The 14,904-nt window shown below is 74.3% G+C and carries 12 protein-coding genes; 5 read left to right on the forward strand and 7 right to left on the reverse strand.

From position 1 onward, the window contains the following. Positions 1-99 precede the first annotated feature (99 nt). Complete coding sequence (locus CXR04_RS27025; RefSeq protein WP_101424841.1) at positions 100-1,722, forward strand: alkaline phosphatase D family protein; 1,623 nt, start codon at positions 100-102, stop codon at positions 1,720-1,722. Here the strand turns inward: CXR04_RS27025 and CXR04_RS27030 are convergent. The 3 genes from CXR04_RS27030 to CXR04_RS27040 are packed head-to-tail and all read right to left on the reverse strand — an operon-like array spanning position 1,643 to position 6,279. Further along, positions 1,643-3,187 carry a hypothetical protein gene (locus CXR04_RS27030; RefSeq protein WP_101424842.1) on the reverse strand — a complete coding sequence of 515 codons (1,545 nt, stop codon included), beginning with the start codon at positions 3,185-3,187 and terminating at the stop codon, positions 1,643-1,645. The genes CXR04_RS27025 and CXR04_RS27030 overlap by 80 nt on opposite strands. After that, positions 3,188-4,867: a lipopolysaccharide biosynthesis protein gene (locus tag CXR04_RS27035; protein WP_101426633.1), complete on the reverse strand. Its 1,680-nt coding sequence runs from the start codon at positions 4,865-4,867 to the stop codon at positions 3,188-3,190. It abuts the gene before it with no gap. Between the two features lie 47 nt (positions 4,868-4,914). Next, complete coding sequence (locus tag CXR04_RS27040) at positions 4,915-6,279, reverse strand: glycosyltransferase family 4 protein (RefSeq protein WP_101424843.1); 1,365 nt, start codon at positions 6,277-6,279, stop codon at positions 4,915-4,917. 122 nt (positions 6,280-6,401) lie between these two features. Here CXR04_RS27040 and CXR04_RS27045 point away from each other — a divergent pair, with 122 nt between their 5' ends. Continuing rightward, positions 6,402-6,887 carry an adenylyltransferase/cytidyltransferase family protein gene (locus CXR04_RS27045; protein ID WP_101424844.1) on the forward strand — a complete coding sequence of 162 codons (486 nt, stop codon included), beginning with the start codon at positions 6,402-6,404 and terminating at the stop codon, positions 6,885-6,887. Here CXR04_RS27045 and CXR04_RS27050 read toward each other — a convergent pair. Beyond that, entirely contained in the window at positions 6,847-7,563 is a 717-nt protein-coding gene (locus CXR04_RS27050) for a CDP-alcohol phosphatidyltransferase family protein (protein WP_442802410.1), read from the reverse strand. The two genes, CXR04_RS27045 and CXR04_RS27050, sit on opposite strands and share 41 nt — an antisense overlap. Positions 7,564-7,706: 143 nt before the next feature. Here CXR04_RS27050 and CXR04_RS27055 point away from each other — a divergent pair, with 143 nt between their 5' ends. Next, positions 7,707-8,738 (forward strand): hypothetical protein, encoded by a 1,032-nt coding sequence (locus CXR04_RS27055; protein WP_234380526.1) that lies wholly within the window; start codon positions 7,707-7,709, stop codon positions 8,736-8,738. 85 nt (positions 8,739-8,823) lie between these two features. On the opposite strand, the gene CXR04_RS27060 is transcribed toward CXR04_RS27055, so the two are convergent. Beyond that, the gene (locus CXR04_RS27060; protein ID WP_101424847.1) at positions 8,824-9,567 is read right to left on the reverse strand and encodes a bifunctional DNA primase/polymerase; all 744 of its coding nucleotides are present in this window, start codon (positions 9,565-9,567) and stop codon (positions 8,824-8,826) included. A gap of 459 nt (positions 9,568-10,026) precedes the next feature. On the opposite strand from CXR04_RS27060, the gene ddaH reads away from it, so the two are divergent. Continuing rightward, complete coding sequence (gene ddaH, locus CXR04_RS27065; protein ID WP_101424848.1) at positions 10,027-10,842, forward strand: dimethylargininase; 816 nt, start codon at positions 10,027-10,029, stop codon at positions 10,840-10,842. Positions 10,843-10,846: 4 nt separating this feature from the next. Here the strand turns inward: ddaH and CXR04_RS27070 are convergent, their stop codons facing one another. Next, positions 10,847-11,818 carry a small ribosomal subunit Rsm22 family protein gene (locus CXR04_RS27070; protein WP_199850674.1) on the reverse strand — a complete coding sequence of 324 codons (972 nt, stop codon included), beginning with the start codon at positions 11,816-11,818 and terminating at the stop codon, positions 10,847-10,849. A gap of 140 nt (positions 11,819-11,958) precedes the next feature. After that, positions 11,959-13,605 (reverse strand): hypothetical protein, encoded by a 1,647-nt coding sequence (locus CXR04_RS27075; protein WP_101424849.1) that lies wholly within the window; start codon positions 13,603-13,605, stop codon positions 11,959-11,961. Between the two features lie 140 nt (positions 13,606-13,745). On the opposite strand from CXR04_RS27075, the gene CXR04_RS27080 reads away from it, so the two are divergent. After that, on the forward strand, positions 13,746-14,888 hold the full coding sequence (locus CXR04_RS27080) for a glycosyltransferase (protein WP_101424850.1): 1,143 nt from the start codon (positions 13,746-13,748) through the stop codon (positions 14,886-14,888). Positions 14,889-14,904 lie beyond the last annotated feature (16 nt).

The raw sequence follows: 14,904 nt of genomic DNA on the forward strand, positions 1-14,904 counted from the left end.
TCAGTTCGCCTGGAATCCGCTCTAGACGTCAACGCTCTGTCACCTGGCCGACGCACAAGGTATGGACAGCGGTTGCCCCCAGCAATTGCAATACCGCGCATGACGCCTCCCAACCCGCAGGACGCCCTGCGTGCCGCCGCGGCACACGTGAGCCGCCGCCGCTTCTTCACCGTCACCGGTGCCGCCGCCGCGCTCGCCTTCTCCGTGGGCCTGCCGCAGGCCCACGCGGACGAGCCGGCGGACCCGGGGACGGTACGCCAGGAGCCCTTCACCCTCGGCGTCGCCTCCGGCGACCCGGCCCCCGACGGCGTGGTGCTGTGGACCCGGCTCGCGCCCGCGGCGTTCGAGCCCGACGGCGGGATGCCGCCGGCCCCGTTCCTGGTCGACTGGGAGGTCGCCCACGACGAGGGCTTCCACCGCGTCGTCCGGCGCGGCCGGGAGTTGGCCCACCCCGAGTTCCACCACACCGTGCACGTCGAGGTCGACGGGCTCGCGCCGGGCCGCCCGTACTACTACCGCTTCCGGCTCGGCCCCTGGATCAGCCCCGTCGGCCGTACGAGCACCGCGCCCCCGCAGCACGCGCGCAACTCGGCCATGCGGTTCGGCGTGGTCGCCTGCCAGAACTACCCCGGCGGCTATTACACCGCCTTCAAGCACCTCGCGAACGAGGACCTCGACGCCGTCTTCCACCTCGGCGACTGGATCTACGAGGGCGCCGTCTCCGCCACCGGCGGCAGCCGCGCCTACCCCGCCGGTACCCTCCCCGCCGTCTTCAACCACGAGACGGTCACGCTGGAGGACTACCGGCTGCGCTACGCGCTCTACCGCAGCGACGCCGACCTGCGCGCCGCCCAGGCCGCCCACCCCTGGATCCTCACCTGGGACGACCACGAGGTCGAGAACAACTACGCGGGCGCCATCTCCCAGGACAACCTGCCGCCCGACGAGTTCCTCGTCCGCCGGGCCGCCGCCTACCGGGCGTACTGGGAGAACCAGCCGCTCCGCAGGCCCCAGCGCCCGCGCGGCGCCGACCTGCGGCTGTACCGGCGGCTGCACTACGGCACGCTGGCGCAGTTCGACGTCCTCGACGGCCGGCAGTACCGCAGCGACCAGGCGTTCGGCGGCGCCTGGGCGCGGCCGGGGGGCGACGCGGACGACCCGGCGCGCGCGATGCTCGGCGAGCGGCAGGAGCACTGGCTCGCGGACGGCTGGCGCGACTCGCGGGCGCGGTGGAACATCGTGCCGCAGCAGGTCGTGCTGGCCGAGCGGCGCAGCGAGCCGACCGAGGCGTACACCGTGAGCATGGACGCCTGGGACGGCTACACCGCCGCCCGCACCCGGTTCCTGGACGCGGCCGAGGCGGCGGGGGTGGAGAACCTCGTCGTCCTCACGGGCGACGTGCACGTGCACTACGCGATGGACGTCAAGCGCGACTACGCCGACCCGGGCGCGCCCGCCGTCGCCAGCGAGATCGTCGCCACCTCCATCAGCAGCGGCGGCAACGGCGCCGAGCGGCCCGCGAGTTACGACCGGCTCACGAAGGCCAACCCGCACCTGCGGTTCTACGACGGCCGCCGCGGCTACGTGACCGTCGCGCTGGACCGCGAGCAGTGCCGCGCGGACTTCCGCGTCGTGCCGTACATCACCACCGAAGGCGCCCCGGTCGCGACCGCGGCTTCCTATGCGATCGAGGCCGGGCGGCCGGGACTGCACCGGGTGTGACGGTCCCGCCGGCGGGCGCGGCGCCCGCGGGCGCCGACCCGGCACCGCCGCCCGACCCGGCACCGCCGCCCGACCCGGCACCGCCGCCCGACCCGGCGGTGCCGCCCGGGCCGTCCGAACCGCCTGAACTGCCCGGGCCGGTGGCGGCGAGCGAGCGGCTGACGGCCGCGACCCTGAGCCACAGGGCCGCGGCCTTCAGCGCCGAACCGGCGCACAGGCCCCAGGCGGCCCCGAGCACGCCCCCGGCGGCGTAGCCGGTGAGCATGCAGCCGACCGAGAGCAGGGAGAAGACGACCTGGATCGGCAGCGTGCTCTCCGGGCGCAGCACGCGCAGCGTGAGGAGCGCGCTGGTGCCCAGCGCTATGCCCGCGTACTGGCTGCCCGTCGCGGGCAGCAGCGAGGACGTAGACGCCCAGGTGTCGCCGAGGAGTTCGCGTCCTGCGGAGTCGGGCAGCAGGACGAGCACCGTCGTCCATGCGGCGGCGGTGCCGGCGAGCAGGACGGCGAGGGAGGTGGCGGAGCGGAGCTTGCTGCGCAGGTTCGGGATCCGGTTCATCACCGGCGGGCCGAAGGAAGTCGCCGAGTTGTAGAGGACGTTCATCGGCCCGTACAGCGTCGTCGCGCCGCGCAGCGCGCCGACCGCGAGCTGGCTGGCGACGAGCCCGAGGCCGATGACCGACAACTGCGTCGCGCCGTTGCCCACCGCGAACTCCACCACGAACCGGCGGCCCAGGTGCCCCCGGCGCAGATAGCGCCGCCAGTCGCCGCGGGCGCCGCGGAGCCGGTACCCGGCAAGCGCCAGGCAGAGCAGCAGCGCGGGCAGCGCGGACGCACCCCACACGGCGATGAGCCGCGCCGGGGACGAGCCGTCCGGCTGCAGCACGAGCGCCGGGACGGCGACGACGAGCCGCAGCAGGTCGGCGAGGAGCGCGTGGTGCGGCAGCCGGAGCGCGGCGAAGCAGTAGCGCAGCACGTCGTGCAGGAGCACGACCGGCAGCACCACGCCGAGCATGGCGAGACCGTGCGCCAGCTCACCGGGCACCAGCGCGAGCAGCAGCGCCGCCGTGCCGCCGACCGCGGCGGACGACAGCGCCGAGAACGTCACCGCCGAACGGCACGCGGACGCCACGCCGGTGGGCGGCCGGCGCGGCGCGTCGGGGTCGGGCTCCGCCCAGGACGGGATGACCGGCCCCTCCGCGGTGGCGTCGGCCCCGTCGGGCCCCGCGCCGGAACCGCCCGCGCCCGCCTTGCCGTTCTTGCCGCCCTCGCGCTCCAGCACCAGCGCCTGGCCCACGAAGCTGCTCTGCACGCCCAGCACGACGGTGAACGTCATGTAGACGAGGGAGAAGACCGCGAACCCCTCCGCCGACGACTCCCGCGCCGCGACCACCAGCACCGCGATGTTCGTCAGCGCCGCCACGCCCTGGTCGGCGACGGAGGAGGCGATCGCCCAGCGGGCGCGCATCTACCGCCGCGAGGAGCGCACGGCCCGGCTGTCGGCCGGGTAGTCCGCCCCCGTGGCCTCGGCCGGCGGCGCCGGCACCCCCGTGCCCGCACCGGCCTCGCCGCCGCGCCCGTCGCCCCGGGCGCCGCCGCGGCCCGCGCCCCTGCCGGACCGGCCGCGCCCGCCCGCGTCGGGCTCGCCGCTGCCGTGCGAGTGCAGCACCGCGCCGAGCACCGTGCCGCCCGCACCCGATATCAGCTCGCGGATGCGTGCCAGGTCCTCGCGGTGCACCTGCCGCGGGTCGCAGACGACGAGCACGCCGTCGACCCGGTCGGCGAGCGCCAGCGCGTCCGCGTACGACAGCACGGCGGGCGCCAGCACCACCACGACGGAGCCCGGGGCGTCCGCCTCCGAGATCAACTGCGTGGCCGGGGCGGACGTCAGGGCCCGCGCGGCGTTGCGCACCCGGGTGCCGGGGATGAGGTCGAAGGCGCCGGACTCGCCCGCGTCGATCGGTATCTGCAGGCCCGTCGGCCAGCCGCCGTCACCGCGCGCCGGCGTACGGGCCCAGCCGGGCCGCACCCCGTCGGCGGCGCTGAGCCGTGCCGACAGGCTCGGCGTGCGCAGGTCCGCCTCGACGAGCAGCACCTCGTGCCCCATCTCCACGAACGACGCGGCCAGGTTGACCGAGACCGCGGCGGGGATGTCTATGCTGCCCCGCGGCGCGACCACCAGCAGCCGCCGCCGGTCGGCGAAGCGCTGGTCGTACGCCAGCCGGAAGGCCATCGAGCGGTACTCCTCGGCGACCCGGCCGGTGGCCAGCAGTCCGCCGGGTCTGCGGGTGCGCGGCAGGGTGCCCAGCACCGGGGCGTGCAGCGCCCGTACGACATCGCTCTCCGAGCGCGCCGTGGGGTCGAAGATCAGCCGCACCCAGGCGACGAGCAGCCCGAGGCCCACGCCGAACGCGGCGCCGAGGCCCAGCAGCATGAAGATCCCCGGCCCCGCCGGCTCGGCGGGCGGCGTGGCGTCCCGCACGACGTGCCCCGGGGTGGTGTCCAGGGCCTGGAGCTTGGCGCGGTCGGCGGTGATCTGGCCGATGCTCTGGCTGAGCGAGGAGCGCGCGGACAGCGCCGACTCCAGCGCCCGGCCCTCGCCGAGCGACTCGATCTCGTCGTCGAGCGTGTCCCGCTCCGAGATCAGCGGTTTGACCTGGTCGTCGTACGCCTCGACCATGTTGTCGATCGTCCGCTTGCTCTTGTCCTCGCGGTACGCGAGGTAGGCGGCGGCGAAGGCGTTGGAGCGCTCGGCCGCGGTCTCGGGGTCGTCTGCGCTGTAGTCGAAGCGGAGCACCAGCGTGTTCGGCGGGTTGGTGACCTGGAGCCCGTGCTGGAGCTTCTCGCCGTCCTCGGGGTGGCCCACCTCGTCGGCGACGATCTTGGCCACCGCGTTGCTCGCGGCGGTCTGCCGCTCCGTGCCGATGTTCTCCTTGATGGCCGTCGCGTCGCTGCCGGAGGAGAAGGGGTCGAGGCTGACCTGGCGGAGCGTGACCTCGCTCGACGCGATGTACTCGTCGCCGGAGGCGAGGGCGATCCACCCGCCGCCGAGCAGCCCGAGGATGACACCCAGGACGATCATCCCGCGGTAGCGCAGCAGTTGCCGGAACTGGTCGCGCAGCAGGTCAGGCTCGTCCTGCGGCTGCATGGCGTGGCTGTCGCCGGGAACGTGCTGTGACATGGTCTCGGCCCCCCTCAACCGGTCTTGTCAGTATGCGTGACGGACCCCCCGGCCGGCTCCCCGGCCGCCTTCCGCCTGTGGATAACCGGCCGGTTGTGGACAACCGGCCCTCCAGCCTCGTCCGCCGCCCCGGCTCCAGCCCCGTCCGCCGCCCCGTCCGCCGCCAGGTCCAGCGCCTCGTCCAGCAGCGCCGTGATCCGGCCCAGGCCCGCCTCGCTGCTCAGGTGCTCCCGTACGTACACCGGCCCCTCGGCTCCCAGCGCGTCGGCCGCCTCCGGGTCCGCGGCCAGCGTACGCACCGCCTCCAGCAGCGCCGCCGGGTCCTCCGGCGGCACCACGACCCCCGCGCCCGCGCGCCGCATCTCCTCCGCCGTGCCCCCGCCGTCGGCGACCGAGGCGACCACGGGCCGTCCTGCGGCGAAGTACGAAGTGAGCTTCGACGGCACGCTCATGTCCAGCACCGACGAGCGCTGCGTGACCGCCAGCACGTCCGCCGCGGCCAGCACGTCGGTGAACTCCGCGGAGTCCGCGGGCGGCAGGAAGTCCAGGTTCGGCAGCCCCGCGCCCAGCGCGGCCAGGTGCGCGCGCTGGTTGCCGTCGCCCATCAGCACGACCCGCAGCGAGGGGTCCGTACGGGCCGCTTCCACGAGCACTTCCAGGCCCTGCTTCAGCCCCATGTTCCCGGAGTGCAGCAGCACCGTCTGGCCCTCGCGCCACCCCAGCAGGGCGCGCATCTCGGCGCGCGGCCGGGTGGGTCCGGTCACGTGGGACCAGTTGGGGACGACCCGTATCCGCTTCTCGTCGACGCCCATCGCGGCCACCCGCGGGACGAACGTCTCGTGGATCACCCCGACCAGCGACGCCCGCCGCAGCACCCGGGACTCCACCGCGCGCGCCGCCGCGGCCGCGCGGCCCCCGCCGCGGATGCCGCTCTGCGCCGCCGCGGCGCCCATCAGGTCCTGCACGACGGGTATGTACGGCACCCCGTGGCGGCGGGCGAGGCGGGCGCCGAGCGCGCCTCCGGCCAGGCTCGGCAACTGCGCGACGACCGCGTCGGGCGCGGGCATGCGGGGCGGGGCGACGACGCCGTGGGCGAGGATCGACGCCTCGTACAGCGCGCGTCGTACGGCGGTCTGCCGCGCGGGTACGGAGTGCCGGCGGCGGTGCAGGCGGACGCCGGCCCGCTCCTCCTCCTTGCGCCAGACCCCGATGTAGTCCTCGGCGACGCGCCAGTTCGGGTAGTGCGGCATGCCGGCCAGCACATGCACCTCGGCGTGACCGGTCTCGACCCAGTGCTCCGCGATCTGTGTCGCATATGGCCCGATTCCTGCCTGTTCCGGCGCATAGTTGGTCGAAACCAGCAGTACCCGCCTCACCATGCCACCCCTCGTTTGCCTTCCCGAAGCCCGGGTTGCACCTTATCCGCACCTGCCCGTTATGGTTGACACTCCTGGCGCGCTGGGGGTTGCGCGCATATCAGGGGGAATACCTGGGGGGTGCCGTGGCGCACACGGTCGGCTATGCACCGGGGGTCTACGACCTCTTTCACGTCGGACACCTGAACATCCTCAGGCACGCCCGCAGCCGCTGCGACTATCTCGTCGCGGGCGTGGTCTCCGACGAGATGGCGCAGTTGGCGAAGGGCCGTGCCCCGGTCGTGCCGCTGGTCGAGCGGCTGGAGATCGTACGCAGCATCCGGCACGTGGACGCCGCGTTCGTCGAGACCGTGCCCGACAAGCTGGAGACCTGGCAGCAGGTCCGGTTCGACGTGATCTTCAAGGGCGACGACTGGCGGGGCACGCCCAAGGGGGACAAGCTGGAGGCCGACTTCAGGACGGTGGGCGTGGAAGTGGTCTATTTCCCGTACACCGTGCACACGTCGAGCACCCAACTGCGCCGCGCGCTCGACGCGCTCTCGGACCGCGGCCCGCGCGGCGAGGCCCCGGTCAGCCCGGCGCAGACAGTTCCCGGAACCATTTCGCCATGAACGCGATCAGGAACAGCGCCGCCGCCGCGGCCAGCGCCGTATAACCGGCGAGAAAAGCGCTCTCGCTGCCCAGCAGCAGGAACACCACGCAGAAAACGCCGTAGTCCACCGGCAGCAGCGCCACCGCGCGCAGCCGCGAGGGCGGCGGGGCGGGCGCGGAGCCGGCGTCCGGGGCGGGCTTCGGCTTGAGCTTGTCGGCCAGCAGCCCGCCGCAGAAGATCAGCACGGCCGCGAGCTGGAAGCCGAGCGGCAGCAGCAGCCAGGCGTCCGACGAGAGGTCGAAGAACCGGTAGAACGAGACGAGGACGGCGGCGTGCACGGCGGTGACCTTCGCGCAGTCCACGACGTGGTCGAGCCACTCGCCGGCCGCGCTCGACTCCCGGCGCAGCCGCGCCAACTGGCCGTCGGCCGAGTCGAGGGCGAAGCCGACGACGAGCAGTGCGTACACCGCGAAGGCCAGGCCCCAGCCGGGGCGCACCAGCGCGACGGCGGCGATCCCGCCGCCGGTGAACGCCGCGCTGAGCAGCGTCACATGGTTCGGGCGCAGCCCGAGGACGTACGCGCCCGCCGCGAACACCCGCCCCAGCGGCCGGTTGACGTAGCGCGAGTAGAGCGAGACGCCCTTCGACGTTTTCTGAGCTTTGCGCAACTCGCTCAGTGCTGCCCCGAATGTCATGCGCAGCATGATGATCGCTCGAACCCGTCCCAGGGAAGGGTTTTGGCCCTCCGGAGGCGAATGAGAGCCGAATCACTGCCCGCCGGGACGCCCGCCCCGGCAGATCCGGTCCCGATCCGATGACCGGCCGCGGAACCGGTAAGGTGACGCCGTTCCCAGGCCCCGCGCAGGAGTCGGAGAAAAAGATCATGCCGATACGCCGCTTCCGGGTGGCCGTCGCCGCGGTGCCGTTGCTGGCCGCGCTGCTGACGCTCACGGGCTGCGTCACGGTCCACGGCGAGGAGGTGCTCCAGCCCGCCGTGACCAAGGGCGAGGCGGGCCGCGTCCTCGACCGGTTCGGGAAGCTCAACAACAAGGCCAACGAGGACTACGACCTCCAGGTCAACTCCCGTATCGAGGCCGGCGGGCTCCGCGAGATCGACCAGGCGGGCCTGACGGTGCGCAAGGCGGACTACCCGGAGGGCAACCCCGACTACGAGCCGCTGGAGTTCAGCGACACCCGGTATCTGATACCCCAGCAGCGCGGCTGGCCCCGGTGGTTCGTCGCCGACACCCTCACCAACCGCAACGAGCTGCGCTGGCTCCTGGTCTTCGTCAAGGAGGGGCCGGAGGCGCGCTGGCACGCGACCCACCTGTCGCTGCTGGACGAGATCGAGCTGGCCGCGATCGGCAAGTTCGCCGAGGACGAGGACGGCCACGCCCGCCGGGTCCCGCTGGGCGCCTCCGCCGGGCTGGCCGTCGCGCCGGGGCAGTTGGGCAAGACGTACGCGGCGTATCTGAAGGACGGCGCGGGCGACGCCTTCGCGCCGGGGCAGCACACCTCCGAGCGGGTGGGCGCGCGCGATCAGTACCGGCGCACGCCGGAGTACGTCACGCAGTACGTCGACGAGGCCACCCCCGAGTACCCGCCGGTCGCGCTGCGGCTGGCCGACGGCGGTGCGCTGGTGCTGTTCAGCACCCGGCACTTCGTCAAGCAGACGGTGGCCGAGGGCCGCGAGGTCGAGGTGCCGGCGGCGGCCGAGCTGCTGATGAAGGGGCAGGGGACGCCGAAGAAGTCGCTGACGATGGAGCGGGTCTCGCAGCAGGTGGCGGTGGTGCCGCCGCGCGAGGACAAGGGCGACGGAATCGTTTTCTACAACCGCCTGGAAGGGCTGGTGGGCGCCGCGGGGAGCTGAGCCGGGCGGAGGCGGGGCGGATTGCCGCGTACGCGTACGAGCCGCCGGCCCGGTGCGCGTGCCGTCAGCGGCGCCGCGCATGCCCTCAGCTCAGCGGCCAGGCCGCCTCGCGCTCCCGCTCCGCGCCCGCGTACGCCGCGCACGCATCCGTCAGCGCCTCCAGCAGCGTCAGCGGGTCCGGCAGCGGATGCTCGGGACCGCGCAGCCACGTCACGCCCTCGTCTCCCGGCAGCCGCGCCGGCGGCACCAGTACGTAGCTGCCGCGGCAGTGCCAGCGCAGCCCCGGATGCTCGTCCATGGTCTCCGGGCGGCAGTCCAGCTCGCAGGGCCACCACTCGTCCTCGTCCTCCGGCGTGCCGCGGGTGGAGGTGAAGAACAGCAACCGCCCCGGCCCCGGCGGCTCCGGGCTGACCGCCACCGGACCGACCGCGACGCCCTCCCCCTCCAACCGCGCCAGCGCCCGCGTGCCCGCCTCCTGCGGCACGTCGAGCACGTCGTGGCTGCGGCCCGTGGCGGTGATGAAGTTGGCCTCCGGCTGGGCGGCGAGCCACCGCTCGACGCGCTGCGCGTCGGCGCTGGCCTGCGTCTGCCAGGCGAAGGAGACGGGATGGCGGCCGGGGGAGGGACAGCCGATGCGGTCGCAGGAGCAGCCGTAGCCCTCCGGGTACGCGGCGGGCGCCAGCGGCAGGCCCGCGTCGGCGGCGGCGAGCAGCAGTTCCCTGCGCTCCGCGGCGGCCGCCTGCAGGCGCTCCGCCGCGGCGGCACTGCCGCGCGTCCGGCCGCGGCGGGTGCCGGGAAGCCACTGCGGAAGCCTGCGTACCCGTGCCATACGTCCCCTCACCTCGGCCGGTCGTCCCTGGGGACCCGATCCTCATGCTGCCACCGCAGCGGGTGCCCGTAGGCCGATACTGTGCCACGGTATGCCATCCCGTCCGGGTGCCGCCCTCCGGTACCGAGGGCCCGGGTGCCGCCCCGGCGGCCCTCCGTGGCCCGGCCCGTACGCCCGGACCTGCGCGGATGCGGCCCATCCCGGGCTGCGCGGCCGCCGCCCGCCCGGCGCCGTACGCGATGAAAACGTGACCACCGCTCACCCGTGCGTATCGCGCTAAATGCGCCTTTGGCGGGCCGCGCGCCTCGGCCGCGCTTCCGCGCCCCGCGGCGCGACCCCGGCCACCCGTGCCGCACTACTGCGCGCGCGGCCGTTCACCAGGCACCATTCGGTTACGTGCGTCGGCGCGCGCGATCCGCGGGCCGGCGCTTGGACGTCAGCAGTGAGGAGCCCTCGTTGTTGCGCACAGCCTCGGCGCGCCGGTACCTGATGTGCCCACCGGCACACTTCGCCGTCACGTACTCCATCAACCCGTGGATGGATCCCGCCAAACCCGTCGACCTCCAGCTCGCGCTCGCGCAGTGGGAGGACCTGGTCGCCCGTCAGCGCTCCCTCGGCCACACCGTCGAGCTGCTGGAGCCCGACCCCGCCCTGCCGGACATGGTCTTCGCCGCCAACGGTGCGCTCGTCGTCGACGGCCGCGTGCTGGGCGCGCGCTTCGCGTACCCGCAGCGCAGCGGCGAGGCCGCCGCCCAGCGCCGCTGGTTCCGCGCGCACGGCTTCGCCGACTACCACCTGCCGGAGCACGTCAACGAGGGCGAGGGCGACTTCGCCGTCACCCGCTCCTGGATCCTTGCCGGCCGCGGCTTCCGCAGCAGTCCGGAGTCGCACGCCGAGGCGCAGGAGTACCTGGGCCGCCCGGTCGTCGGCCTCGACCTGGTCGACCCGCGCTTCTACCACCTCGACACCGCGCTGTGCGTCCTGGACGACTCCACCGACACCGACGTCATGTACTACCCGGCCGCGTTCTCCCCGGGCAGCCGCGACGTCCTCGCCCGGCTCTTCCCCGACGCCGTGCTGGCGGGGGAGGAGGACGCGCTCGCGCTCGGCCTCAACGCCGTCAGCGACGGCCGCCACGTGCTGCTGCCGCAGGCGGCGGCCGGGCTGGTCGCGCCGCTGCGGGCGCGCGGCTTCGAGCCGATCCCGATGGATCTGACGGAACTGCTCAAGGGCGGCGGCAGCGTGAAGTGCTGCACGCTGGAGCTCCGCGACTGAGCCGCTACGCCCCGTCGTGGCCGTCGTCCTCCGGCGGCGGCCACGCGTCGCCCCACCGCACGTCCCGGGCGGCGCGGTAGCGGGGGCCCTGCCGCTTGGACACGGGGGTACGGGCCAGCCCTTCGCCGGCCGTGCACAGCTCCAGCAGCACCAGACCCTTGCGGAGCTGCGGATGCCGTACGACGCGCGCGGGAGCCGGCGCCCCGGCGGGGATCCGTACCGCCGCCACGTACGAGAACTTCTCGTCCTCGTGCCCCAGCTCGCCGCCCTTGACCCGGCGGTGCAGCGCGGAGCGCTGCACGCGGGCGGCGAAGTGGCACCAGTCGGCGGTCCCCTCCATGGGGCACCGCGCGCTGTGCGGGCACGGCGCCAGCACCTCGTAGCCGGCGTCGACGAGCTGCTGCCGGGCCGCGAGCACCCGCAGGTAGCCCTCCGGAGTCCCCGGCTCCACGACGACGACGGCCCCCTCCGCGGCCTGTGCGGCGGAGGCGACGACCTCGCGCCGCACGTTCTCGGGCAGTTCGCCGAGGAGGTACGACACGGTGACGAGCCCGGCCGGAGCCCAGGCGGAGCCCGCCGGGGCGGCGCCGAGCGCCCGGCGGCGCCACTCGGCGGCGCGCACCGCGGGGTCGGCGGCTCCCGCGGCCAGTTCGCTGCCGAGCGCCAGCGCCGGCTCCGCCTGGTCGAGGACGACGGTCGGGCGCGGCCCGTCTGGCCAGACCGCCGCGGCCGCCCAGACGGCGGCGCCGGTCCCGCCGCCGACGTCGAGGTGGCTGTGCGGCGCCCAGCCGGGCGCGGCCTCGGCCAGCGCGCTGAGCGCGGCCCGTACGGCCTGGAAGGTGGCGGGCATCCGGTACGCGGCGTACGCCGCCACGTCGTCACGGTCGCGCAGCGCCGGGGCGGGGCCGCCGCCCCGGTAGCCGGCGATGAGCCGTTCCACGGCCGACGCCGCCCGCCGGGTGCCGACGCCCTCCAACTGCCGTCCGAGCGCGCCCCGAAGATCATCCTCGACATCCACGCCCCGAGCCTACGGGCCGAGCCGACGGCCGGCGCGCACGGGCCGCCGCACCCGGCCGTTCGCGCGCGGGCGCCGGAACGCGGTGCGCGTACCGCGCCTCAGCGCAGCCGCTTGTGCTCCTCCGGCCGGAACGTGGTCACCAGCGCCAGGCACAGCACCGCGATCCCGATCCGCCCGGTGGCCTGGAGCAGCGGCCCGCGCAGCAGGATGAACGAGTACCCCGCGATCAGCGGGACCACCGTCGCCATCACGTTCCCCGGGTCCCGCGACATGTGCCCCGACTCGGCGAACCTCCGGTCCGTACGCGCCGCCGCGTACCCCACCAGCAGCAGCCCGCCCGCCATGCCCAGCGGGCCGAAGTCGAGCCACAGCTCGGTCCACAGCGGCGAGGACAGGTTGACGTTCGTCATCCCCATCCACGTGCCGACCTTGACGCCGGAGTCGAGCTGCTTGTCCTCCCAGACGGACCGGGGCACGAAGAAGAACGCCGACGACGCCAGTTGCTTGCCGTACGTGTGGCCCGTGCCGGAGTCCACGTACGAGATGGTGTTCGCGAACATCACCGTCTGGTCGTAGTCCTTCATCACCAGCGGCTCCAGCACCGAGCCCGACTGCGTCTGCTTCCGCCCGGCCTCGTCGTAGCGGAACTTGTCCGCGAACGGGAACAGCAGCACCGCCATCGCCACGCCCCCCGCGAGCGCCGCCCGGTACACGACGGGGCTGCGCGGGAAGGCGGTGAACAGCAGCGCGAAGGCGACGGTGAGGAACCAGTACCGCGGGTTGGAGACCGGGTTGTTGACGATCGCGTTGATCAGGACGAGCCCCGCCCACGGCAGCACCACGGCCGGCTGCCGCCGGGCCCGCCGGGACACCACCAGCCAGCGCGTCATCATCAGCAGTGCCAGCAGCGCGGGCACCGTACCGAAGCCGCGCAGGAACGCCGAGCCGACCTGCGAGTCGGACGTGCCGCCCGCGGTCAGCTCGTCGCTGATCGCCTGGCGGCTGCCGAAGAACGGTGCGGGGCCGCCGAAGGACGCGATGAGCAGGGCGCTGCCCGCGTACGCGAAGATCACCAGCAGATACAGGCGGCGCTTGTTGACCGAGGCCACCGGGCGCGGGCGGCTCAGCCGGGCCTCGGAGGCGTGCCGCGACAGCAGCGCGCCGACGTCGAAGGCGACGAAACCGGCGAGGACCAGCGCCACGGCCATCGTGAAGTCGCCCCGGGTGCCGACGACGGGGGTCGGGGTCTGCGCCAGCACGATCTGCGCGAGCGGGGCGACACCCATGGCGACGTAGCAGAAGAGCCAGACGGTGCCCTGGATGAGCCGCCGCCGGGTGGTGAGGACCATCGCGGAGAGGCGGGCGCCCGCGTAGCAGGTGGTGGCGAGCTGGAGCCAGAACACCGCGTCGCGTACGTCGGGCTGGGAGCGGCCGGCGACGGCCAGGGGCAGGACGAAGACGAGGGCGACGACGAGCGGGACGGCGAGCGCGCGGGAGAGGACTGCGCGGGGGGCGGGGCTCTTGGGGATGACGAAGGGGGTGAACGGGCGCCGGGTGCGGGTGGCGGTGGTGGGCCCCGCGGTGGTCGCGGGGCTCGGGTCCGGGGTCGCGGCGCGGGCGCGGCGGGCGGCCTTGGCGGCGAGCGGCGCCATCCGGATCTGCACGGTCTCGTCGAGCGGCACCCGGCCCTCGCCGGCACCGCCCTCGTCGCCGCCGGACCACGGCCCGCCCGTTTGGTCTGCCATCGCCCGAACTGCCCCCGCCCCGTATCGCCCCGTATAGCCGTCCCGCAACCGAAGACAGTCTAAATAGGCTCGGGGTTGTGCGGCGGGTAGGCTCCGGGAACATACGTACGGTACCGGGGGGTGCCGGGGAGGGGACCGTCTTGAGAGTTCTGCATGTCGTCACGCTGCACACGCCCACGAACGACTTCGGCGGGCCCACGCGCGTCGCGCTCAACCTGTCCAAGGGGCTGCGGGCCCGGGGTGTCGACTCGCGTATCGCGACCCTCGGCGACGGCTTCGAGGGCCCGCTGCCCCGCGACATCGACGGCGTGCCCACGTTCATGTACCAGGCCAAGCACGTGCTGCCGCGGTTCGAGGTGAGCGGCATCACCTCGCCGGCGCTGCTGGCCCGCGCCCGCCGCCTCGTCCGCTCCGCGGACGTCGTGCACGTCCACCTCATGCGGGACCTCATCACGCTGCCGTTCGCGCTCATCGCGCAGCAGGCGGGGGTGCCGGTGGTGCTGCAGACGCACGGCATGATCGACCCCACCGAGAAGCCGGTGGCCCGCGCCGTCGACGTGCTCGGGCTGCGCCGGGCGCTGCGCAAGGCGGACGCGACGCTGTACCTCACGGAGTTCGAGCACGGCGAGATCCAGGCGGTCATCCCGGACACGCCGCTGAACCGGCCGCGCCGCCTCGTCAACGGCGTACTCCCGCAGGAGCGCAGGCCCGCGCGGACGCCGGGGCCGCCGACGGTGGCGTACGTGGCGCGGGTGCAGGAGCGCAAGCGGCCGGAGGACTTCATCCGGGCGATCCCGGTGGTGCTGGCGAAGCACCCGGACGCCCGCTTCGTCCTCGCGGGTCCCGACACGGGCGCGCTGGCCGGGCCGATGATGCGGCTGGCGGCGGAACTGGGCGTGGCGGACTCGGTGTCGTACGCCGGCTCCCTGACCCCGGACGAGGTCCTGGCCCAGCACCGCACGTCCGACGTCTACGTCCTCCCGTCGGTCGTCGAGCCGTTCCCGGTCTCGGTCCTGGAGGCCATGTCGGTCGGCGCCCCCGTCGTGATCACCCGCACCTGCGGCCTCGGCCCCGACGTCGCGGAGGCCGGCGCAGGCCGCGTCCTCGACAGCCGCGCCGACACGGACAACGGCCCCCTGGTGGGCCAGGCGATCCTGGAACTCCTGGACCCGGCGGCCAACGAGGAAGCCTCGAAGGCGGCCTGGAACCTCATCAACGACCGCTTCGCCATCGACGGCGTGGTCGACACCCTCCTCGACGTCTACGAAGAGGTCCGCCGCTGAGACGCACGCGAAAGGG

This window comes from Streptomyces sp. CMB-StM0423 (genome assembly GCF_002847285.1).
In the GTDB taxonomy this organism is placed as follows: Bacteria; Actinomycetota; Actinomycetes; order Streptomycetales; family Streptomycetaceae; genus Streptomyces.